The organism is Paenibacillus sp. FSL H7-0323, from assembly GCF_038002725.1.
GTDB classification, from domain to species: Bacteria; Bacillota; Bacilli; order Paenibacillales; family Paenibacillaceae; genus Paenibacillus_AQ; species Paenibacillus_AQ odorifer.
Genome location: NZ_JBBODB010000002.1, coordinates 1 through 19,420, shown reverse-complemented (window position 1 = coordinate 19,420; position 19,420 = coordinate 1). Strand labels below are relative to the sequence as shown.

Here is a 19,420-nt window from a genome sequence, read left to right as displayed (position 1 = left end):
CATGGAATTATTGATCGATAATAAAAATGGCGCCGTCTGGGATGTTTCCAGCATCGTTACTGATATATCTTGGAAGACGATCCGTATAGGTAAGGCGGCATCCTTGGAATTCACCCTTGTAGACCATGGCCCATGGCAAGATAAAAAATTCCAACTGAATAATGGCGATGTGGTTAGGTACACAGATGAGGGACATAAGGTTTTCTATGGATATATTTTCAGTATAGAAACTGGTAAGACGGAAGAAATAAGCATCCTTGCTTATGATCAGATCCGGTATCTGATGAATAGCGGAACTTATGTATTTACGAAACAGACAGCAACCCAGGTAGTTCAAAAGATCGCTCAAGACATGCAGCTCAAGACCGGAACGCTGGAAGATACAAAATACATTATTCCTTCCCAGATCCGCGACGATAAAACGTTTATCGATATGATCTGCATGGCGTTAGATGAGACTCTGATTAACTACGGGACCAACTTCGTATTCTTTGACGATTTTGGGAGCTTGACGATACGTAATGCTTCAAATATGCGCTTTCCTTTTGTGGTGGGTGATGATTCACTCATGACGGATTATTCTTACAGCCGCAACATTGACGATGAGACATATAATCAAATTGTATTGTACAGAGACAACAAGGAGACTGGTAAGCGGGAAACTTACGTTACCAAGGATAGCGCCAGCATTGCTAAGTGGGGAATGCTACAACTCTACGAGTCAGTAGATGAGAATCTGAATCAGGCTCAAATTACTGAGCAACTAACTCAGCAACTGTTTATGAAAAATCGAGAGAAGCGGACGCTTAGTATAGAGGCCCTTGGAGATTACCGGATGCGTGCAGGATGCTACGTTAATCTATATATCAACGAAATGAACATAAATAAATTCTTCCTAGTCGATGAATGTACTCATAAGAAAGAAGGCGGAGTGCATACCATGGACTTAGAGCTAAGGTTGGTGTGATCATGATAGATGCGATAAAACGCGCTGCCACTGAAGCGGTGAATGCTGCTGGTCCAGTTCTGGTACAGCTAGGAATTGTAGAAAAAATTAATCCTCTTGTAGTGTTGGTCGATAATCGGCTTTCACTTACGGAGGATTTTTTAATTGTTCCGGAAACCTTATCTGAACAGAAAATAACAATAGGAATCCAAGAATACGTAATTCGTAAGCCGTTAGCTACTGGAGATAAACTTTTACTTATCCGCATGCAGGGTGGTCAACGCTACGTAATCATGGATAGGGTGGTGAGTGTTTGATACCACAGAGCGATAACGTGCTGCTGAATGAGGATATGGAGGATACACCCCAACCAAGTCTTACTTATAAATTAGACCTTGTAAATGGACGTATAGGATCCGTGGTAGTGGATGGATTGGATGCCGTAAAACAGGCAGTTATAAAAATACTCTCGACAATCCGATTTGAAAACCTGATTTACAGTGACAATTACGGTAGTGAGGCAGATGTTGGAGCGGTGCGGGGTCGGGCGGTGTTTGAAACCGAAGTGGAACGCTGGACTAGGGAAGCATTACTTCAGGATGATCGTATCGTTTCCGTAACCAACTTTAGATTTAACTATGATGGCGATGAGGTACTCGTCTTGTTTGACGTAGAGAGTGATTATGGAAACTATACAGACCGATTGGAGGTGAATGGCGGTGTATGAAAATCAAACGTTTGAAACGATCTTAGAACGGATGTTAGACCGGGTACCAGATGGGCTGGACAAGCGAGAAGGTAGCATTATTTATGATGCTATGGCTCCAGCAGCAATGGAATTAGCTCAGATGTATGTCGAGTTGGATATCAACGCAAATTTAATATTTGCTGATACAGCTAGTGGTGATTATCTGGATCGATCGATTGCGTGGTCTGGTGTTACCCGCAAGAAGGCAACAAAAGCCCAATTAAGAGGGCTTTTTTATAATGCTTCTAACACCTTAATGGATATTCCAGTTGGTAGTCGCTTCGCTATTGGTGCAATCAACTATAAAGTAATCTCTCGACTCTCATTAGGGGAGTATCGCCTTGAGGCAGAGGTTGAAGGAGTTACGGGTAATCAGCACTTCGGAGCCTTAATTCCTATCGATTTTATTAATAATCTAGCAAGGGCTGAATTGACGGAGTTACTTATCCCTGGGTCTGATAGAGAGACAGATGATGCATTACGGCAGCGGTACCTCGATTCTGCCAGACGGCCAGCAACCAGCGGGAATAAATATCATTATATTGAATGGGCTCTTGAAGTTTCCGGAGTGGGCGGCGCTCGTGTATTCCCATTATGGTCAGGTCCGAAGACCGTAAAAGTTGTGATTGTAAATACAGAAGGTGCCCCAGCCTCAAGCGTTCTTGTGAATCAAGTACAAGACTATATTGATCCAGCTGCTGGGAAAGGTGAAGGACAAGCACCTATTGGGGCAGTAGCCACAGTTACTTCAGCAATCGGTAAGACGATCAATATATCAGCTAAGGTAACTTTAGCGCCTGGTTATAGCTTGCAGGGTGTAAAGAATTCCTTTTTGGAGCGATTGGAGACTTGGCGTAAGTCAGCGTCTTTTGTATCTACTTATGTAAGTCAGGCCGTAATTGGATCAATCCTTTTAGGGACTGACGGTGTTATTGATTATCTTGAGTTGCTACTTAATGGAGCTGCTGGGAACATTGTTCTTGCGGAAGAAGAGGTGCCATTGATCGGTATTGTGGAATTGGGGGTGTAACATGGCCTACCCGAGTAAAGTTGATGTATTTCAGGAGAAGTTGAATAAAAACCCAACGGGAAACAATTATGTCATTGAGGAACGGATAACACTTGTAGCAGGCGTTTATGAGGGGTTACTGAATCACGATAATATCAATAACGCTACTGTCCAAGTCTATAGTGGTAGTAAATTGACGGGTGATAAATTGACAAACTGGACGTTAACCATTCCGAGTGATACACCATGGCGCAGGTTAATTAAGATATTTAGTGGAGCTGCTGAAGTTTACGTAACCTATGAAACACCAGGGGACACGGTAGAGGCTGACGATATTAATGTGCTACAAAAGTCTGTAACAGCCACACAAACAGAGGTAGAGCGGTATAAATCGAGTGGACTTATAGACGGTGGTTCATTTACGAGAGGGGTATAAGATGGCACAGACGATACAAATAAAACGTGGTACTAAAGCTCAACTTAGCACGTATGGTGCATTGCTTGTTGGCGAAATGGGCTTTTGTACAGATACGAAAGAAATATATATCGGAGACGGTACAACAAACTCAATGGTTGGGCGAGCATTGTCAGGTGCAGAGGCTTCTCGTCCGGTGGCCGCATCTGTTGGACGTTTGTTTTACGTAACGAGTGGGGCAAATAGTGGATATCTTTATTTTGATGATGGGGCAGCTTGGAGGCGAGTGAACGCCCAAACGCTCAGTGATTTAACAGGGTCGCTTGACAATATAGCGGATGGCGCTACTTATGCAAAGATATTAAAGGCGGATGTTAGTGCAGGACATATCAATAAGGTGTCAGATGGCACGAATACTAAAACTGCAGCTGAGATTAAAAGCCATATTGATGATATAGCTAAACACCGAGTCATTAATGATTCAGGTACAGCCATTACCGACATCTGGTCCGCACAAAAAATCAAAAATGAAATCGAATTAGCAAAACATAATATCGAACCACAAGCATCTGTAAAAGACCAACATTTATTAGCCCCACCGGCAAGCCCAGCAGAAGCCGACCGTTATATTATTCCAGCATCAGCGACAGGGGCATGGGCAGGTAAGACAAACCAGATAGCAGAGTATCAGTCTGGAGCCTGGGCTTACTATACCCCTGCTGTAGGATGGACTGCTTATGTGGATGACGAACAAAAAATTTACAGCTGGAATGGAACGGCATGGGTTAGGACTGGTGGAGCCCTACAGACGATCACAGCGGGCAACGGACTAACTGGCGGTGGTCAATCAGATTCCGTTACATTGACGGTTGGAGCCGGGAACGGGGTTGTTGTAGATTCTACAACCGTTGCAGCCAAGGCAGGCAAAGGTATTGTTGTGAATGCGACAGGGATTGAGGCTAATATTGATAGTTCCAGCATCGTCTACGATTCAGCTAATGGCAATAAACTTACGGTCGCTACGATCGATGGGGGCACGTTCTAGGAGGCGAGGCAATGGCTAGAAAAGTAATGATCCAGATCCGACGAGGTTTGGAAAGTGCCATCGGAACACTAGCTATCGGTGAACTTGGCTATTGTACTGATACAAGCAAACTCTATATTGGTACAGCAAATGGCAATGTCTTGCTGGTGGCTGCTCAAAGCTCAGGAGATATGCTTAAAAGTATCTATGATACTAACAATGACGGGAAAGTGGATTATGCAGCCAACGCCGATACAGTCCTTTGGTCCGGTGTAGCTGGGAAACCAGCAACGTATCCACCTTCAACACATATGCACTCCGAATATATGAGTAAGGGTCCCGTAACATGGAATCAATTAAAGGGGGTGTGATGTTTGAGCTATGGAGAATCTTTATATAGCACTCTTCTTTTCACGGCTAATGAATTAGAGGATATAGACGATGTAAATACGGTTGATCTTATGAAATACCTACCGGCATATTACAAGGGTGTTCAAGAAATAGAAGAACTGCAGCAATCATTAGGCATTGAAATATATGGCTTAACTACGAGGGTTCAAGAGGTGCTAGATCAGGCATATGTTGAAACTGCAACATGGAGCCTTGCGCGTTGGGAGGCTGAACTTGGATTAAGCTCGGATCCATCAAAGTCTTATGTCAGTAGACGTGAAATGGTCAAAGCTAAAAGACGAGGCACAGGCACAACGACACCTGAAATGATTCAACGAACAGCATCGGCTTTTGCTGGTGGGGAAGTATCGGTAGAAGAAGTTCCAGGGGAATATCGATTTATCGTCCGATTCATAGGCATTCTAGGCATTCCACCGAATATGGCTGGGCTAATTCAGATACTGGATGAAATCAAGCCGGCACACTTGGCCTATGAGTTTGCTTATACGTACACATATTGGGATTCGCTTAAAGCTATAACTTGGAATAATGCCAACGCTGGAACGTGGAACGACTTAAGAACTTTTGGATAGGAGAGTGACACATGCAAACCACAGGGAATTTGGGCTTAAAGAAGCCCGAGGGGACAGATATCGTTGATATTGCCGATTTGAACGGAAATATGGATATCTTAGATACGACTGTTAATAACAAGGTTGATAAGGTCACAGGTAAACAGTTATCTACCAATGATTACACAGCAGCTGAGAAAACAAAGCTGGCGGGTATCGCAACAGGAGCAACGAACTATACTCACCCGGCAACTCACCCACCATCTATAATCGCGCAAGATGCAAGTAATCGATTTGTAACTGATGCTGAAAAGGCAGCATGGAATGGAAAAGCACCGAATACTCTTGTTTCAGCAGCACCGCAAAGTGACGGGTTGATGCGGGCAACTGACAAAATAAAGCTCGATGGAATCGCCACAGGAGCAAATAACTATGTTCATCCAGCAAATCATCCAGCAACTATGATTACTGAGGATGCTACTCATAGATTTGCGACTGACACAGAAAAGTCTAACTGGAACGGTAAACCCAATTTAGATACTACACCGCAACAAACAACAGCAGACATTACCTACTATGTCCGTACAGATGGTAGTGATAGTAATAATGGTCTTGCCAATACAGCAGCAGGGGCTTTTAAGACGATTACAAAGGCTATTAGTTTTATTCCACAAATTGTAAATCACGCTGTTACTGTTAACGTCGCGGCGGGAACATATTCGGAGATTATAAGTCTTAGCGGTTTTTCCGGTGGTGGATCTATAACAATACAGGGTGATACCGTGGCATCTTCATCCCGCACCGTACAAGCAATTGCAATTATTAACAACAGCACACGCACTGCGCTGAATGGTCTTAATTGTAATGCTTCAAATACAAACGGAGTATCTATATCAAAATCCGTTTATGTTGAAATTTCCTATTGTAATCTGATAGCATCGGCTCCGACCGCATCGGGGGTAGATGCTTCGGCATCAACCGTTAGAGTAAAAGGTTGTGCGATATCCAACAAAGGTCAAGCTATTTTATCTGCTGATGGATCGCGAATTCATAGTGATTCCAACTCTGGCTCTGGAAATACTTATGGGTTGTATGTCTATCAAGGTGCTGGATTAATTACACAAAGCGGTACACAACCCTCGTCAACAAATGGCAATGGCGCTGCAACTGGCTTGGTGCTGTCAAGTGGAGTTCTTAACCCATGGGGAGATAATACAATGAACAGCAGGAGTACAGTTGGCGCGTTTCAAACCACGGGTCAACTACAATCACTTAGTGCTGGTGTAACGACAAAAGTATTATTTCCAGGTTTAAACTATGACCATCTTGGTGAGTTTGTATCAAGTAGATTTACTGCGAAAAAATTAGGAATATACCTTATTACCACTACAATTGCATTTCCCAATCCAGCCACAAACAATCCGGTAAATGTATCCGTTTATCTTAATAATGTAGATACCGGACAACTGTACAATGGAACACAACTAACGGGCGCTACCGGAGTTGTTAACGGTGCTATTCAGTTGAAACTAGCCGCTGGTGACTATGTTGAAATATTTGCAATATCAACTCAAGCCGCTACATTAGTCGCATCTAGTTTATTCGCAATCACACAAATTGCATAAAGGGAGGCAATCCGATGAATATACCAACAGCAATTATGTACCTGTATTCTAACGCTGACCCAATGCGGGATTTTGTAGTGCAGGACAACGGACCAGAGCCAGTGTTGCGCCCGGGAGCCGAAGACAAAGGCCGTGTCCGGTATGAGATCAAGCAGCCGGACGAGGGAGAGGAACCCATAGAGGGCATACATTACCGTTACGGCATCGACTATAATCTGCTTACCGAGGGCGAGGATTACGACCTAGTTGAGAGAGGTCCACATATTGCAATGTGGAATCTGGATGCGCCACAACCGACTGAAGCCGAACTTCAAGCAGCTTGGACAGCCTACCAGGAAGCCGAAGCTAATAAGCCGCCGGAGTTGACGGAGATCGAGCAACTACGCGCTGATAATGCTGCTTTATTACTGGAGCTAGTGCAGACGCAAGCTAGGCAAGATCAAGCGGAACAAGATCAGGCAGCCTTACTCCTGAGCCTCGTGGAAGGAGGTGTGCTATAAATGAACTGGTACGCACTGGTTAAGCGATACTTTGACGCAGGGTTGTATACGGGAGAGCAGGTACAGGTATTTGTCACAGCGAAAAAAATCACTGCCGAACAAGCTACAGAGATTACAGCCAACGCCGAGTAGTAGGCGTTTTTATTTTGCCCTCGGATCTGATCCGGGGGCTGTTTTTTATATTGATCAATAGATAGAGAGGGGAGTTGTTTTATGTCAGTTGGGGGAGTCAATTCAGGAGGAGGGACCGGAGGTGTAGCCTTGGAGAATCGTATGGATGATGTTGAAAATCGTTTGTCCGGAATGTCCGACGAGTTGATGCGCTTCGGCGCAGAACATGCCACATTTAGCACTGAACTGCGATTGCTAAAAGAGAAGCAGTCTAGACATGAGGAAGATGTAAAACAAATCAAAGAATCTACAATCGAAATGAAGATCCAATTCAACGAGATTATGCGGCGGTGGGACACATTGGATTCTCGTGTGTTTCAGTTATTACAACAATCGCAAACGGATAGTAAGAGCGAACGGAAAGTGTTTATCGATCTACTTAAATACGTTCTGGCCGGTACTATCTTCGCTATTATTGCTTTTTTATTTAAAGGAGGGGCGTAATGTTAACCTTAGATCAAGTGAAAAGTAAATCATCTACGAGATTGATAGGATTGCACCCGGTAGTAATGGCTGCTGCAACAGTTTTAATTGAACACTGTTACTCTCGGGGAGTTCCTATCTTGATAACTCAGGGGTTGCGGACAATAGCTGAGCAAAACGCTTTATACGAGCAAGGGCGCTCAAATCCAGGAGTAATCGTCACCAATGCCCGAGGTGGATATAGCTATCACAATTTTGGACTCGCTGTAGATTTTGCCTTATTACTGCCGAACGGGTCCAGTGTGTCATGGGATATGAACCGAGACTACAACGGAAACAACATTAAAGACTGGATTGAAGTAGTGGAAGAGGCTAAGAAGCTCGGCTTTGATTGGGGCGGTGACTGGACAACATTTAAGGATTACCCTCATTTCCAAATGGTCTTTGGCTTAACTCTTACTCAGCTTAGAGCTGGTAGCAAACCATCAGAAACAGCTATGGCAAAAGCAACGGCTATTATAGATCGACTAAAAGGGGAGGAAGAAGATATGAGTAGAATTGCAGAACTTGAAGAACAAGTGAAGGAACTATCGAAAGTCGTAACAGGCTTGACCAATAGCAAAGATGTTCTTAAAGAACAGTCTCTTAAGCAGGCTGCGGAGATTAAGGAACTGAGCACTATACTGTTGGAATTGACAAATACCAACCCTCCTGTATGGTCCAAGGAGGCTTTAGAGGCTTTTGCATGTACGCCGTCCGTCCTCAATGGCAAGCCAGTGATTGATACACCGGGATCAGCAACATATTCGGAAGCGCGGATAATTACAATTCTTTATCGGCTTGGGCTGGCAGCACAACAAAAGGGGGACAAGTAAAGTATGGATAATCAAAACTTAACGGATGTACTGGCGTTCGCTTCGGTGATCGCCGTTTTTGTGTTGGCAGGAGTGCAGTTTGTAAAGACTTCGTTTAACGTGCCTAAAAATATATTGCCCTTGATTGGATTAGTCATCGGCCTGTTGATCGGCGCAGCTGCTTATCCGTTTACAGAGTTAGGCTTAGTGCTTAGATTATGGGCGGGCGGCCTAGCGGGACTATCAGCAACGGGATTATTTGAGCTGGCGTTTAGTAATAGATCAGGGACAACTAAAGAATAAGATTTACAGATTACCCCATATTCCGTTAAAATAAAAGCAACGGAAGCACCGTACCCTGCCATCGCTGGTGGGGTATTTTGTTGTTTGGGAGTGATTACTTGAGCGCTACATACAAAGTCTTAGAGAGTGATGCGGAATTTTTGACAGCAGCCTTAGCCCAATCAAAGGTATCCGTATGGTTTAGGATGGACCCAGATCCAATAGGTCATCTTATGGATTATGGTGGAATTGTAGAGAGGTATACCCCGGATTCAATTAAGCTCGCTGGTGCTCATTTTGTTCGGGGACGATTTGAATTTAGAGCAGAAATAAAATAGACCAGTCAGGTACAAGCCCGACTGGCCTATTTTTGCTTATACGATGAACTCCGTAAATACCGGGCTTCGAAGCATGCCAGATTTGGTCCAGTTCCTCATTCTTACCTTTGCTCGTAATCTTGGTTCAAGATGTACAAAATCCTTATCCTCGCCTTTTACAAGTTGCTGGGCAACGCCTCTAAATGCCTGCTTATGGATCGGTGACGCGCCGAGTTCAATGATTCCTGCTGGACGTAGCTTTCCGGACGTACCGGATGGAACAGCAGCCAGCCACCCAAATTCCTGTTTGCGATAACCTGTAATAAATACTTCTGCATAAGTCCAATTGATGACCTTTTGCCATGCGTGAGAGCGGCGGCCAGTCTCGTATATGCTGTTTTTACGTTTACCTACTACGCCTTCCATACCACGAGTTTCGATCTGTTCAAATAACGCCTCTCCAGCACCTTCCACATGAGGTACTACTCCAAAGCTATTAGATGGCAGAGTTAACCCCGCCAGTATATCCTTACGGCTCATCAAGGGCAACCCGCGCAGATCCTTGCCTTTGTACATCAATATATCAAAGATGGCATAATACGCGGGGAGAGTCCCTGTGAGTTGTACTATCTTATCTGCTCGCCTCGTCTGAAATCGGCTCATAATAGATTCAAAATCGGATACACCAGTCATCGGATCAACACAAGCAACTTCTCCATCTAGGATTACATCGTCCGTAAAGGGTAGATGAAGTTCAGGGTATTGCAGAGTACATTCGTTATCGTGTCTTGTATATAACCGAATTTTACCGGACTCTTGGGAATAAATAAGTCGATGGCCATCTATCTTAGGTTCAAATATATAATCACTGTGACTAAATGGCCCGTGAGCCGTTTGCAACAGCATTGGGGATATAAACATAGTTTCACCTCTCCATAATTATAATCTTTTGAATGACATAAGAGGGCAGGTAAGTCTTGGATCATGAGGCATGCTGTCTCTTTTTCCCATTGCTTAAATTTCCCTAATGCGGTTATAATACAAACAAATGTTCTTGTTTTTGGATCTCTTTGAATTTCTTAAAGGAGCTGATCAGCATTAGTGAATTAACTAGAAGAGAAAAAGATGCTCTGAAGGCAATCAATAATCTATATGATCGCTTGAAATATTCACCGACTGTGCAAGAAATTGCTGATGAAATGGGGCTGTCCTCAAAATCTACAGCTTTCAGGTACATTCAGGGGTTGGAGGAGAAAGGGTATTTAGAACGAAAAGAGAGTTCTCCAAGAGCGCTGAGGGTGATTCGACATGTTAAGTGATACTGCCCGGAAACTGCTTATGATCATGACCCACTCAGCAAATCATCATGCACATATGCCAAGTCTACCGGAGTTGGAACGCCTTAGTGGACGTATGCCAGTACCAATAAAGGCAGCTCTGAAAGAACTGGTTGAGGAAAATTATATTGAGTGGAATCCAAACACGCCGCCTGAGACGGCGGTTATAATTGAAGGATGGGAACGTCCTGACTCACGTTTTAAAAAGCGTCAGATAGCATCACAGGAGATACAATGGGGTATGGATGGCGGTAATATTGATTACTGGACGATGCACTAGGAGGACTTTACATGGCTAGAAAAAAACTAGAAGGAAATGGACTATGGGAAGGCAGTCGTATGATTATGCCAGAACATAAGGCAAGGATACTAGACGATGCGTTGAATGAAGAGACACGTAAAAAACCTGATTTAGATCCCCAAGCATTAGTGGAGATCTCACAGGTGTTAGCTCAATCATTAGAAGATTGCAGCCCGATCACATTAACGGTGTTTAAAGAGTATGAGGATATGCAAATACATGGAATAGTGACGAGAGTAGACCAACAGCTCAAACAGATTAAATTCCGTCATAGTGATGATTGGGACTGGATAAAGTTAACGGATATTATTTCTGCTGAACTCTAATAATGCGAATCATTAGGGGCATATCAAGCCCCATTAATACATAGGTATACAGTATAAATAAACTTTCGCTGAGAACCGCAGCGGCAAGCCGCAAGGAAGCGGAAGCAAAAGTTAAGGGCATGGATCTATCCCCAATGTGTACATAGTGTCTACAAATCCCAAAATTGATCGGCCCGGACAGAGGCATCAACCTCTCGAAGGGCCTTTATTACTTTCTTCATAGTACTTCCACTCGGAACGTAATCCTTTTCATTACACAGTTTTACAACCGTACCCTTCGAAACTCCTCCCACTTGAGTAATCCATTCTTGTTTAATTCCGCGTCGATCTATCCATTTGCCTAACTTAGACCTTGGCTTTCCCAGTCCGAACATTACACCACGCCCTTTTAATTTTTTATTAGCATGGACAACTGTTCAGAAAAATAAACCTTTTGGAATAAAAAAATGAACATATTGGACAAATCCATTGCCATAAGCTCTTGTATACCAACGTTTACAGGAGGTAAACAAGATGAACGATCCAATTACATTTAGACTTCGGAAGGATCTCGACGCAGATATAAAAGAGGCTGTTAAAGACATGGATAAGAAAACAGTAAGCAGCCTGTCCAGGGATGGATTGCGGTTGATGTTAGGGATTAAGACCACTAAAAGTTCAACGGTTACTGAGAGACCATTAGTAGTTCCTGATAGGCCTCTTATTGTGCCCGATAGGGCATTGCCATGGATAACTGCCGACACTAGAAGCAAGCCAGTAGTAAGTAAACCTGCTGTATACATCCCTAATAGGAGATGATTAACATGTCCAAGGTGAAAACAGTAAATTGGGATGAGTTTTTCATTGAGAAAAAGCAACTGCATGAGCCTTTCATATTCATTGATTTGGATGATATCCACGAAAAGGTCACTAAATCCGTTATGAAAAAAGAAACACTTATCAAGGTTGCAGGAATAACATTGTTGCTACTCATAGGATTACCGGCTACTTCTCACGCTGCCACCGGTATAGATGCAGTAGCCGACAAATTGTATAAGAAACTACTCAACGTTGGGAAATGGATAATTGTTATGAAAGGTGGCATCGATACAATTCAGAGTGCGATTCAAGGTGATGTTCAATCAGCTAAGAAAAATTTCTTGGGATATTTACTTGTATACGTTGTACTATGGGCGCTACCGTGGGGATTAAAGCAGGTAGATGTTGTATTCGCTGATATGGGAGCGTGAGGATATGAATCCGTTTATAGATGGACTGAAGGAGCATTCACGGGAAGCAGTGAAGGAGATTGTGCTAGGGGCTCTTAGTGGATTAAAGGATGTAGCGGTCGATCTTTCATATTCCATCGCGTTGGTTGGTGGGGGCTTGTCTATTATTTTATATGTGGCCGGTTGGGAAAAGGGGAAACGATGGACCAGTCTATTAGTTGTTGGTTACACGCTAATTAAGTATCTAGTGGGGTGATCGTATGAAGGCTATCAAGTTTAGCGAAGCCATGCGAATAATCAAACCAGAATATGTGTACTTGCGGCTGAAGCCTAGCAACAGTATTCGAAATAATAACACTCACAAGCTGGCCCGGGTTATAGGATCCCTGTATAAGAATGTTTTTGAGTCAGTCCGGATGGAAGAAGAAAGGGTTATACGTGTGCTAGGTCAACGATTATCCGTGCCAGTCTCAGTGTCATATTCCTTGCCTGCTAAGGTGACGTATTTTATTTATGTAGAAAAACAAAAGGTGGAGTTTTACTTTATTATACCTCGCCAGCACTTAGGGTTGATTAAAGAAAAGATGGGTGATGCTTGGCAAGGTGTTACGATCGAGGAAGTTGCTGAACTGCCTGAATTTGAATGTGGAGCTGCAAAGTATCATTTGAGTTATAAGAAAGAAGATGCTCTTAGCCTCAATGTTGATCGCAGGAATAATGATTGGCTTAACTCATCACTAAATGTAATTGAAGCGTTAGAGGATGGAGATCGAGCAGGAATACTATTTAACCTTATGCCAACCTCTCAATTTAGCTGGCGTAGCACATATAAAGCAACAATAGATAAAGTTCGACGAGGGATGCCAGTAGATCGTAATAAAGTTGGGGTTGGGTACTTACTACGAATGGCAGTATCAATGCTTGCTGGTATCGCTGGAGAAGTTAGTGAGCTGATAGGGGGTGAACGTAAGGCTGCAAGTGAGAACCTGTTTGATGGGCTCCTACTTCGTCTGAATGGGGGCGAAAAGATTAGCTCTAGCACAGAACAAAAGGCAACAGCAGCAATTCTTAATACACAAATAATAGTAATGAGTGAGAGCAAAAATGGTTTACGTCAGAGGAATAATGGGCGAAGTCTTACACAGAGTTTCGATGCTGTTAGTGGAGACAATGAGCTTGCTTCTCGATTACTCAGGAGTAAATCACAGTATAATGATTTTTCTTTTCGTGGAGCTGCCGTAAATAAGATGAGTGACGAAGAACTCCAGAATTTTATCGCGCTTGCTGGGCGTGATATTTTGGAACGATATGATTTTATAGATAAGGTCGAGACTCAAGAAACGCAAGTACCAGAGGATTTACAGGAAGGCGTTATTAGGATTGGAGCCAATCTATATAGAGGAAAAGAGCAAGCGGCTTATATCAGTAATGACAGTGAGTATAAAAATTTAACTCTTGTTTTGATCGGGCCAACACGCGCCGGAAAATCGGCATTGATCGGAAACATGAGTAAAGACGCGATTGAAGCTGGTGAATGTGTAGTCATTTTTGATTACATTAAAAACTGTGAATTGAGCAGTGAAGTATCTGCTGCATTTCCAGGACATAAAACACTTACGATTAATTGTGGCGATGTAAAGACATTACAGGGATTAGGATACAACGAAGTAGGAACTAGCACGGATCCCTTTGTCCAGTATGACAATGCTAAAAAGCAGACTACACAGCTCATGACACTTATTAATAGTATTAACGCCGATGATACGCGCCTCAGCGCCAAGATGGAGCGATACCTAACCAGTGCAGCCCTTGTAGTCTTTGTGTCATCAGGTAGTATACGGGATGTATTCAGCGTCCTGCAGGATCATACGGCACGTCATGTGTTTATTGATAAGGTCCCGAGACAACAGCAAGAAAACCTTACTGAGTATATCAGCAGCCTTTGTGAACTAGATGAATACAAGGATATAAAGCTTAAAGAGGATGGGGTAACTACATCAATTTCGCAGCTGATCGGAACAAAAGAACATCTTATCACTGGTGTAATTGATCGTTTAAATAAACTTAAAGCTAATACTTACATGGAAATGATGCTTAAAAAATCGACGGCTGGAAATATCGATTTAGCTAAGGAGCTGCAAAAGAACCAATTGATTACCATTCGGATGCCAGAAACTATGTTTAGTACTGACGGTGAACGTGATGTATACACAACGTATTGGATTACAAAGCTTTGGTTGGCTCTCCAGGTACGTGGGCAGCATATCCCAGAGCGCAGTAAGCTTACAAAAGTGAATATTGTATTTGATGAATTGTATCAGGTTCAAAATACAGAAAAGTTCTTGACCGAAAAGCTCAGCCGATTGGCTAAGTTTGCAGCTAAACCCATTATTAGTTGTCATTATTTAAACCAACTGAAATATATCCGTGAAGAGCTTAGAAGTGCTAATACTTCCTATATGCTCATAAGCGGATGTGATAAGAAAAACTTCAATGAGCTAAAGGATGAATTATCACCGTTTGAATTAGAAGACCTTCTACGACTTCCACGCTTTCGCAGTTTGAACCTTCTTAAGAATAAAAATGGTTATGCCAGATTCATTACTACTCTACCTAAGCCCATACAATGAGAATACCCCGTCAGTGATAATACTGGCGGGGGTTTGTTTATTCACTGCTGTTTTTCACCATGCTTCGCAAACCATAATTCCGGGCAATCATCAAACCCGAAATACACAGGTTGGAGATAATAGTAGGCTTCATACATTTTCTCGATTTCACCAAGGAGTTCAGTTTCAGTTAAAGCTGACTTGCCCATTTTATTAGCTTGTATTAGCATCCCAATTTCTACACACATGCGAGCACCGAGTTGATCAGCATCCTTTGGAGCGTATTTAAGGCTTTTTGTCATTAGAGAGTGTTTCCACTCTTCAATTGTCTTTTCCACAGCTATTCCCTCCGCGATTCTTTATTTTTCTCCCATACAATTTCACAGCCAATTACCTCTGCTATCTCCATAGCTTCGGAATACCGGAGAGTCCCTTTTCTCATTTTATTACTAAGATTTTGAACAGTGTCGGATCGCCCGTATTTTTCATTGAGAGCATTCACAACTTCTGTCATGCTCCAGCCGTTTTTTGTAATATTTGCCTTTATTTCATTTTTAACTTCCATTTCAACACCTCACTAGAATTATACTATACAGTAAACTTTTAAATCAAACAGTTTATTTTTATATTGACTAATTTAATTATTTGATTTATTATTAAACTGTAGAGTTTAGAAATTGAGCCAAAGCGCATTCGTAGGAGGGATAAGAGAATGTACTATGTGATAGAAAATAAAACAGATGTGATCATATGCGAAGACGAAGCAGCTGTAAAACACAATGAATCAAACGGTAGTGGATTTAAGCTTGTTGGCAGTCGTAAGACGCAACGAGGAGCAGAAGCTCTAGCGAACAAACGTTGTGAGCAATAACGGGGCTACAGCCCATTTAAAGGAGGAACAAGAAAAATGAGAGAAGAGATATTGTTAACTGATTGTCCTCAGATTCTACAAGATCGGGTTGAACAAATGCTACAGAATCTTCCGGGTGATATTATCTCTGTTCAAAAATGGGAAACTACACCGTTCAAAGATAAACTTATTGTTATGACAGATTATCGGGTGTTTATCCAGTACGGATTTGAAGTTGCCATTTATAAGACCTATTTAACAACTGGAGGAAGCCCACTTGATGGAGAAGTTCATTTTACATCGATTAACACAGCCGAAATGCTGATCATTGCAACGAAAGCAAAGTGGATAGGAGAAGAGCTAAGAAGCGTATTAACACCGCCTGATGAGCGCTAAGCGCCTTGGACTGGCTGCGGAGCTGGTCGAAACCTACCGGTTATATATGCCGGGATGGTCGCGGAATCCGCCATTTGAGAGCAGCGCGCGCTCTCACTTAATCTGGAAGGTGACGAAGTATGAAACAAGAGGATCTAAAAGTTGGGATGTCGGTAAGGATCGCAGTAGGCCATTCAAGTGGGCATGGTGGACGTATTGGATATGTAACGAAGAAAGGGAAGTTTAAGTCTTTCGATGGATCACTAGAAGTTGAGGGGGCTAAAATCGATATTCAAGAACCGTTGTTAGTTCTTGTTGAATCTGAACATTTAGAAGGAGTAAAGAAGGAGGATTTACCTAAAGGATGGGCTGAATACGATCTATAATTCTAGGTCAGGCGCACCGCCTGCATTGGAAAATAGTTCTATGCGATCAACTTACTTCAATTATATAATTAATCTGGTGAAATAAAATAAATTCAGGCGGTGTTGCTTGTGTCAGCTGTTGTTTACATCTTAATTGGTTTAGCGGACGTCTTTGCAGTACTTGTTTTATCTTTGAAATTGTATCGTTTGCCACTTAAAAGATACATATTTCCTATTCTCGGATTCTGTCTTGCTTCTTCTACAATTTCATATTTCGTCCGGATATTAATCGGGCTTCCTTGGCTAGATCTAGCTATACTAGCTGCGTTTCTAATAGCATTTTTTAGATTAGCAATGAAGCTGAAGTTATTTTATGCCGCGCTAGTTACTGGTGCAGGGCTGAACGCTTACATTTTAGTGCAGTTAGCAGTATTGCTTGCGTTCATGGCTGTTGATGGTGCCAAACAAACTTTTATATTCCACTCACAGGGTGTAGAGGTACAACTATTTCAGATTACTTCTATAGCAATAACTTTAGTGATAGCCACGTTCATGAAACTGTTTGGTTATGGATTTTCGTTTATCCCGATTCCACCTCATGAATTTTTGATAAAAAATGATTACTCGAAGCATCTGGGGTTAAATATTGCAGTTGCAACAACATTAATTGTAGTGGCTTTATCTTTAGTGCTATTACTAAACGTTAATGAATTGCTAGTTTTTCCTTCAGCGATAATTAGTTTCGGATTGTCATACTACTTTTCAAATAGGAGGGACTTAACCATTGATTGAATATACTGCAAGAAAAATATCAATGAAGCTAAATTCAATTGTGCCTGAATCGAATGTAAATATTATGTCTTATGAAATTGCTCGAAAACTAAATTTATACTCAATTATCATTTTGACAGCAGGGATCGGAGCAATAACAAATCACTTTTGGGAATCTTGTTTAGGTATGTTTGGCTTTGCAGCCCTGCGAAAATTTAGCGGTGGCCGTCACTTGCCACTTACAGCATGTACAATAGTATCTGTTTCTTTATTTACTATTGCCCCAATACTATCCATAAGTAATGGATATATGGTATTATTAACATGGTTAACAGTCTCATTGCTGTTATTGTATTCCAAAAAGGAACTGCCTATAAAATTAGCTTCTTTGGCATTAGTGGTAGCTAACTTATTTATACAATCTCCGGTTTTAACGATAGTTTTTATCGTTCAAACAGCACTGATTATAGAAAGAAAGGAGGGACCAGAGTATGATTAAGAAATTGGCTAAAAAAATGACTGAAGGTTTGGAAAGAAGCGCTAGAAAATCTGTTGCAAGAGAAAAGACAGGCGCTACAACATTGAAAGTGTTCATCGGTTCTCAAAAACTACCGAAAGAACTTTTGTAGTGGTGCGGAACAATGAGCATTCATATAATTGGTACTGAAGTTGTCGATGGAAAAGAGACTGGAAATCATGGGATATACTCGCTTGAGGGGCTTTGTTACATAAATAGTTTTGAGGCTAGAAGAAAACTATATGCCCCGTTGTTCAATACTAGACAAGGCAAGTACGGCCACACAAGAACCTATGATTCCACCAAACATGCGTTTAGGTCAGAAGGGTTCGTGCAATTAGACAGCGGACTATTGGTCAATGTTAATGAAATTAAAAGCATTGAACAAGGAAGATTTGGTGTATATATTGCGCATTTTGGAGACGGAGTGGAACCTGTGCCAATCGCGGATAACAAAAAAAAGTTAGATATAATTGAAAGTTTAATAAAAAAGACGCAATCATAATGATTGTGTCTTTTTCTATACACCAAATTATAATTTTGTCAAGAAATTTCGTACCCGGGTACGAAATACGGATTCGACAGCAAGTATCGACAATTTTCATGCATTATGAATGGTAAAATAGGGATATAAAGAGTGAATCAGTACTCTAATTGTCTTTTAAGGCTATACAGGAAAACATGTAGTATAGTTATGTCTATACTTTCTCCCGGGAAGAGCCGACCGGCTCAATGATTAATTACTAGCTCATACAATTCTTCTATTTGGCATTTGAGTACATAAGCAAGAGTTGCAGCAGCTTCAAACGACATGAGTTCACGGTTATTAACCCAGTTTGATATCTGTTGCTTAGAGTATCCAGTTCTCCTTGATAACTCTGCTTGTGTAATCTTGGTCCTTGCTAGTAAATATCTTAGTCGGCATCTCCCACGGGAGAGCTTAACCACAACGTTATCTCCTTGCAGAAATGAGGTGGAATTTAATAACAATGAAATTATAACATGATGTAGTTTTTAACGCATTCGAAACAAAAAAATAAGGACCTGCCGGCCAGGGCAAATCCTTAAAAAGAAAAGCTTAACTAAATTTCTATCTTTACTGTATCACATCTTAAGTCGATTGATTATAGGGAATTGTACGGTGAATTTTTATTGACAAGAAAAAGACGTTATGATTTGCACAAAAGCTATCTTAAAAATCATTGCGTTATGGCTAGCACTTAATAAGGAGATAATTCAGATGAAAAATAAATACAGCCTAAATGAAGCGCGTGAAAAAGCTGGTTATTCAGTGAAAGAGTCAGCTTTGGTAATGGGGATTACTGAGGATGAGTTGTTAATGGCGGAGAGTACACCCTCGGAAGTTTCCATACATAAAGCAATTAAACTATCCGAGTTATATAATTTACCCACTAGCCTGATTATGTGGAATACAATGGATATCTAGGGCGTTCAAATAAACAAACCTCAATGTATAATAGGTGA

General features: G+C 41.8%; 34 protein-coding genes. 30 read left to right on the top strand and 4 right to left on the bottom strand.

The features are described 5' to 3' along the window. Window position 1: 1 nt before the first annotated feature. The 15 genes from MHH89_RS30970 (at window position 2) to MHH89_RS30900 (ending at window position 9,297) form a co-directional block, all read left to right on the top strand. Window positions 2-967, top strand: coding sequence for an XkdQ/YqbQ family protein (locus MHH89_RS30970; RefSeq protein ID WP_341088866.1), 966 nt, complete (start codon window positions 2-4; stop codon window positions 965-967). A gap of 2 nt (window positions 968-969) precedes the next feature. After that, window positions 970-1,263, top strand: a complete 294-nt coding sequence (locus MHH89_RS30965) for a DUF2577 domain-containing protein (protein ID WP_076138688.1) — start codon at window positions 970-972, stop codon at window positions 1,261-1,263. Continuing rightward, window positions 1,260-1,673 (top strand): DUF2634 domain-containing protein, encoded by a 414-nt coding sequence (locus tag MHH89_RS30960; RefSeq protein ID WP_341088865.1) that lies wholly within the window; start codon window positions 1,260-1,262, stop codon window positions 1,671-1,673. Before MHH89_RS30965 ends, MHH89_RS30960 begins: the two co-directional genes overlap by 4 nt. After that, window positions 1,660-2,724: a baseplate J/gp47 family protein gene (locus MHH89_RS30955; protein ID WP_341088864.1), complete on the top strand. Its 1,065-nt coding sequence runs from the start codon at window positions 1,660-1,662 to the stop codon at window positions 2,722-2,724. Before MHH89_RS30960 ends, MHH89_RS30955 begins: the two co-directional genes overlap by 14 nt. Window position 2,725: 1 nt before the next feature. Further along, a complete protein-coding gene (locus tag MHH89_RS30950) occupies window positions 2,726-3,139 on the top strand; it encodes a phosphoglucomutase (RefSeq protein ID WP_076144332.1) in 414 nt (137 codons plus the stop codon). 1 nt (window position 3,140) lies between these two features. Beyond that, the gene (locus MHH89_RS30945) at window positions 3,141-4,163 is read left to right on the top strand and encodes a DUF2793 domain-containing protein (RefSeq protein ID WP_341088863.1); all 1,023 of its coding nucleotides are present in this window, start codon (window positions 3,141-3,143) and stop codon (window positions 4,161-4,163) included. 11 nt (window positions 4,164-4,174) lie between these two features. Then, window positions 4,175-4,513: a hyaluronate lyase N-terminal domain-containing protein gene (locus tag MHH89_RS30940; RefSeq protein ID WP_340034042.1), complete on the top strand. Its 339-nt coding sequence runs from the start codon at window positions 4,175-4,177 to the stop codon at window positions 4,511-4,513. A gap of 3 nt (window positions 4,514-4,516) precedes the next feature. Further along, window positions 4,517-5,125: a putative phage tail protein gene (locus MHH89_RS30935; RefSeq protein WP_340034043.1), complete on the top strand. Its 609-nt coding sequence runs from the start codon at window positions 4,517-4,519 to the stop codon at window positions 5,123-5,125. Window positions 5,126-5,136: 11 nt separating this feature from the next. Continuing rightward, window positions 5,137-6,729, top strand: a complete 1,593-nt coding sequence (locus MHH89_RS30930; protein WP_341088862.1) for a hypothetical protein — start codon at window positions 5,137-5,139, stop codon at window positions 6,727-6,729. 14 nt (window positions 6,730-6,743) lie between these two features. After that, window positions 6,744-7,229, top strand: coding sequence for an XkdW family protein (locus MHH89_RS30925; RefSeq protein ID WP_341088861.1), 486 nt, complete (start codon window positions 6,744-6,746; stop codon window positions 7,227-7,229). After that, window positions 7,230-7,361, top strand: coding sequence for an XkdX family protein (locus MHH89_RS30920; protein WP_339189829.1), 132 nt, complete (start codon window positions 7,230-7,232; stop codon window positions 7,359-7,361). It abuts the gene before it with no gap. A gap of 81 nt (window positions 7,362-7,442) precedes the next feature. Then, entirely contained in the window at window positions 7,443-7,844 is a 402-nt protein-coding gene (locus MHH89_RS30915; RefSeq protein ID WP_076273758.1) for a hypothetical protein, read from the top strand. Further along, on the top strand, window positions 7,844-8,698 hold the full coding sequence (locus MHH89_RS30910) for a M15 family metallopeptidase (RefSeq protein ID WP_341088860.1): 855 nt from the start codon (window positions 7,844-7,846) through the stop codon (window positions 8,696-8,698). The genes MHH89_RS30915 and MHH89_RS30910 overlap by 1 nt, the downstream gene beginning before the upstream one ends. A 3-nt stretch (window positions 8,699-8,701) precedes the next feature. Beyond that, complete coding sequence (locus MHH89_RS30905) at window positions 8,702-8,980, top strand: holin (RefSeq protein WP_341088859.1); 279 nt, start codon at window positions 8,702-8,704, stop codon at window positions 8,978-8,980. A gap of 98 nt (window positions 8,981-9,078) precedes the next feature. Further along, window positions 9,079-9,297 (top strand): hypothetical protein, encoded by a 219-nt coding sequence (locus MHH89_RS30900; RefSeq protein ID WP_340391916.1) that lies wholly within the window; start codon window positions 9,079-9,081, stop codon window positions 9,295-9,297. 36 nt (window positions 9,298-9,333) lie between these two features. Here MHH89_RS30900 and MHH89_RS30895 read toward each other — a convergent pair whose 3' ends face one another. After that, window positions 9,334-10,197: an ATP-dependent DNA ligase gene (locus tag MHH89_RS30895; RefSeq protein WP_341088858.1), complete on the bottom strand. Its 864-nt coding sequence runs from the start codon at window positions 10,195-10,197 to the stop codon at window positions 9,334-9,336. 149 nt (window positions 10,198-10,346) lie between these two features. Between MHH89_RS30895 and MHH89_RS31415 the strand changes: the two genes are divergently transcribed. The 7 genes from MHH89_RS31415 to MHH89_RS30865 all read left to right on the top strand — a co-directional run bounded on the left by MHH89_RS31415 (window position 10,347) and on the right by MHH89_RS30865 (window position 15,078). Continuing rightward, a complete protein-coding gene (locus MHH89_RS31415; RefSeq protein WP_076316621.1) occupies window positions 10,347-10,595 on the top strand; it encodes a LexA family protein in 249 nt (82 codons plus the stop codon). After that, window positions 10,585-10,893: a hypothetical protein gene (locus MHH89_RS30890; protein WP_076316620.1), complete on the top strand. Its 309-nt coding sequence runs from the start codon at window positions 10,585-10,587 to the stop codon at window positions 10,891-10,893. Before MHH89_RS31415 ends, MHH89_RS30890 begins: the two co-directional genes overlap by 11 nt. A gap of 11 nt (window positions 10,894-10,904) precedes the next feature. Continuing rightward, complete coding sequence (locus MHH89_RS30885) at window positions 10,905-11,240, top strand: YolD-like family protein (protein ID WP_341088857.1); 336 nt, start codon at window positions 10,905-10,907, stop codon at window positions 11,238-11,240. A gap of 513 nt (window positions 11,241-11,753) precedes the next feature. Then, window positions 11,754-12,038, top strand: coding sequence for a hypothetical protein (locus tag MHH89_RS30880; protein WP_341088856.1), 285 nt, complete (start codon window positions 11,754-11,756; stop codon window positions 12,036-12,038). A 5-nt stretch (window positions 12,039-12,043) separates the two neighbouring features. Then, window positions 12,044-12,469, top strand: coding sequence for a hypothetical protein (locus MHH89_RS30875; protein WP_341088855.1), 426 nt, complete (start codon window positions 12,044-12,046; stop codon window positions 12,467-12,469). A 4-nt stretch (window positions 12,470-12,473) separates the two neighbouring features. Then, entirely contained in the window at window positions 12,474-12,704 is a 231-nt protein-coding gene (locus tag MHH89_RS30870; RefSeq protein ID WP_076316615.1) for a hypothetical protein, read from the top strand. 4 nt (window positions 12,705-12,708) lie between these two features. Next, entirely contained in the window at window positions 12,709-15,078 is a 2,370-nt protein-coding gene (locus MHH89_RS30865; RefSeq protein WP_341088854.1) for a hypothetical protein, read from the top strand. 41 nt (window positions 15,079-15,119) lie between these two features. Here the strand turns inward: MHH89_RS30865 and MHH89_RS30860 are convergent, their stop codons facing one another. Together MHH89_RS30860 and MHH89_RS30855 are read right to left on the bottom strand one after the other, a co-directional pair. After that, entirely contained in the window at window positions 15,120-15,395 is a 276-nt protein-coding gene (locus MHH89_RS30860) for a hypothetical protein (RefSeq protein WP_341088853.1), read from the bottom strand. 2 nt (window positions 15,396-15,397) lie between these two features. Continuing rightward, window positions 15,398-15,622, bottom strand: coding sequence for a DUF6471 domain-containing protein (locus MHH89_RS30855; protein ID WP_341088852.1), 225 nt, complete (start codon window positions 15,620-15,622; stop codon window positions 15,398-15,400). Window positions 15,623-15,769: 147 nt separating this feature from the next. Between MHH89_RS30855 and MHH89_RS30850 the strand changes: the two genes are divergently transcribed. From MHH89_RS30850 to MHH89_RS30820, 7 genes are all read left to right on the top strand, one after another. Further along, a complete protein-coding gene (locus MHH89_RS30850; RefSeq protein WP_341088851.1) occupies window positions 15,770-15,928 on the top strand; it encodes a hypothetical protein in 159 nt (52 codons plus the stop codon). A 36-nt stretch (window positions 15,929-15,964) separates the two neighbouring features. After that, the gene (locus tag MHH89_RS30845; RefSeq protein WP_341088850.1) at window positions 15,965-16,303 is read left to right on the top strand and encodes a hypothetical protein; all 339 of its coding nucleotides are present in this window, start codon (window positions 15,965-15,967) and stop codon (window positions 16,301-16,303) included. Between the two features lie 119 nt (window positions 16,304-16,422). Next, window positions 16,423-16,668 (top strand): hypothetical protein, encoded by a 246-nt coding sequence (locus MHH89_RS30840; RefSeq protein WP_341088849.1) that lies wholly within the window; start codon window positions 16,423-16,425, stop codon window positions 16,666-16,668. Window positions 16,669-16,776: 108 nt separating this feature from the next. Beyond that, window positions 16,777-17,439, top strand: coding sequence for a hypothetical protein (locus MHH89_RS30835; RefSeq protein ID WP_341088848.1), 663 nt, complete (start codon window positions 16,777-16,779; stop codon window positions 17,437-17,439). Then, window positions 17,432-17,917, top strand: coding sequence for an accessory gene regulator B family protein (locus tag MHH89_RS30830; RefSeq protein ID WP_341088847.1), 486 nt, complete (start codon window positions 17,432-17,434; stop codon window positions 17,915-17,917). The genes MHH89_RS30835 and MHH89_RS30830 overlap by 8 nt, the downstream gene beginning before the upstream one ends. Next, the gene (locus tag MHH89_RS30825) at window positions 17,910-18,047 is read left to right on the top strand and encodes a hypothetical protein (RefSeq protein WP_341088846.1); all 138 of its coding nucleotides are present in this window, start codon (window positions 17,910-17,912) and stop codon (window positions 18,045-18,047) included. Before MHH89_RS30830 ends, MHH89_RS30825 begins: the two co-directional genes overlap by 8 nt. Before the next feature lie 12 nt (window positions 18,048-18,059). Continuing rightward, window positions 18,060-18,440 (top strand): LytTR family transcriptional regulator DNA-binding domain-containing protein, encoded by a 381-nt coding sequence (locus MHH89_RS30820; RefSeq protein WP_341088845.1) that lies wholly within the window; start codon window positions 18,060-18,062, stop codon window positions 18,438-18,440. Window positions 18,441-18,664: 224 nt separating this feature from the next. On the opposite strand, the gene MHH89_RS30815 is transcribed toward MHH89_RS30820, so the two are convergent. Next, window positions 18,665-18,883 carry a helix-turn-helix domain-containing protein gene (locus tag MHH89_RS30815; protein WP_341088843.1) on the bottom strand — a complete coding sequence of 73 codons (219 nt, stop codon included), beginning with the start codon at window positions 18,881-18,883 and terminating at the stop codon, window positions 18,665-18,667. Between the two features lie 292 nt (window positions 18,884-19,175). On the opposite strand from MHH89_RS30815, the gene MHH89_RS30810 reads away from it, so the two are divergent. Beyond that, window positions 19,176-19,382 (top strand): helix-turn-helix domain-containing protein, encoded by a 207-nt coding sequence (locus MHH89_RS30810; protein WP_341088842.1) that lies wholly within the window; start codon window positions 19,176-19,178, stop codon window positions 19,380-19,382. Window positions 19,383-19,420 lie beyond the last annotated feature (38 nt).

Excerpts from the sequence above, each read along its gene's own strand:
- MHH89_RS30970 (WP_341088866.1), top strand. The coding sequence starts at position 2 with ATGGAATTATTGATCGATAATAAAAATGGCGCCGTCTGGGATGTTTCC.
- MHH89_RS30965 (WP_076138688.1), top strand. The coding sequence starts at position 970 with ATGATAGATGCGATAAAACGCGCTGCCACTGAAGCGGTGAATGCTGCT.
- MHH89_RS30955 (WP_341088864.1), top strand. The coding sequence starts at position 1,660 with ATGGCGGTGTATGAAAATCAAACGTTTGAAACGATCTTAGAACGGATG.
- MHH89_RS30950 (WP_076144332.1), top strand. The coding sequence starts at position 2,726 with ATGGCCTACCCGAGTAAAGTTGATGTATTTCAGGAGAAGTTGAATAAA.
- MHH89_RS30945 (WP_341088863.1), top strand. The coding sequence starts at position 3,141 with ATGGCACAGACGATACAAATAAAACGTGGTACTAAAGCTCAACTTAGC.
- MHH89_RS30940 (WP_340034042.1), top strand. The coding sequence starts at position 4,175 with ATGGCTAGAAAAGTAATGATCCAGATCCGACGAGGTTTGGAAAGTGCC.
- MHH89_RS30930 (WP_341088862.1), top strand. The coding sequence starts at position 5,137 with ATGCAAACCACAGGGAATTTGGGCTTAAAGAAGCCCGAGGGGACAGAT.
- MHH89_RS30925 (WP_341088861.1), top strand. The coding sequence starts at position 6,744 with ATGAATATACCAACAGCAATTATGTACCTGTATTCTAACGCTGACCCA.
- MHH89_RS30920 (WP_339189829.1), top strand. The coding sequence starts at position 7,230 with ATGAACTGGTACGCACTGGTTAAGCGATACTTTGACGCAGGGTTGTAT.
- MHH89_RS30915 (WP_076273758.1), top strand. The coding sequence starts at position 7,443 with ATGTCAGTTGGGGGAGTCAATTCAGGAGGAGGGACCGGAGGTGTAGCC.
- MHH89_RS30910 (WP_341088860.1), top strand. The coding sequence starts at position 7,844 with ATGTTAACCTTAGATCAAGTGAAAAGTAAATCATCTACGAGATTGATA.
- MHH89_RS30905 (WP_341088859.1), top strand. The coding sequence starts at position 8,702 with ATGGATAATCAAAACTTAACGGATGTACTGGCGTTCGCTTCGGTGATC.
- MHH89_RS30895 (WP_341088858.1), bottom strand. The coding sequence starts at position 10,197 with ATGTTTATATCCCCAATGCTGTTGCAAACGGCTCACGGGCCATTTAGT.
- MHH89_RS30890 (WP_076316620.1), top strand. The coding sequence starts at position 10,585 with ATGTTAAGTGATACTGCCCGGAAACTGCTTATGATCATGACCCACTCA.
- MHH89_RS30885 (WP_341088857.1), top strand. The coding sequence starts at position 10,905 with ATGGCTAGAAAAAAACTAGAAGGAAATGGACTATGGGAAGGCAGTCGT.
- MHH89_RS30880 (WP_341088856.1), top strand. The coding sequence starts at position 11,754 with ATGAACGATCCAATTACATTTAGACTTCGGAAGGATCTCGACGCAGAT.
- MHH89_RS30875 (WP_341088855.1), top strand. The coding sequence starts at position 12,044 with ATGTCCAAGGTGAAAACAGTAAATTGGGATGAGTTTTTCATTGAGAAA.
- MHH89_RS30870 (WP_076316615.1), top strand. The coding sequence starts at position 12,474 with ATGAATCCGTTTATAGATGGACTGAAGGAGCATTCACGGGAAGCAGTG.
- MHH89_RS30865 (WP_341088854.1), top strand. The coding sequence starts at position 12,709 with ATGAAGGCTATCAAGTTTAGCGAAGCCATGCGAATAATCAAACCAGAA.
- MHH89_RS30855 (WP_341088852.1), bottom strand. The coding sequence starts at position 15,622 with ATGGAAGTTAAAAATGAAATAAAGGCAAATATTACAAAAAACGGCTGG.
- MHH89_RS30850 (WP_341088851.1), top strand. The coding sequence starts at position 15,770 with ATGTACTATGTGATAGAAAATAAAACAGATGTGATCATATGCGAAGAC.
- MHH89_RS30845 (WP_341088850.1), top strand. The coding sequence starts at position 15,965 with ATGAGAGAAGAGATATTGTTAACTGATTGTCCTCAGATTCTACAAGAT.
- MHH89_RS30840 (WP_341088849.1), top strand. The coding sequence starts at position 16,423 with ATGAAACAAGAGGATCTAAAAGTTGGGATGTCGGTAAGGATCGCAGTA.
- MHH89_RS30825 (WP_341088846.1), top strand. The coding sequence starts at position 17,910 with ATGATTAAGAAATTGGCTAAAAAAATGACTGAAGGTTTGGAAAGAAGC.
- MHH89_RS30820 (WP_341088845.1), top strand. The coding sequence starts at position 18,060 with ATGAGCATTCATATAATTGGTACTGAAGTTGTCGATGGAAAAGAGACT.
- MHH89_RS30810 (WP_341088842.1), top strand. The coding sequence starts at position 19,176 with ATGAAAAATAAATACAGCCTAAATGAAGCGCGTGAAAAAGCTGGTTAT.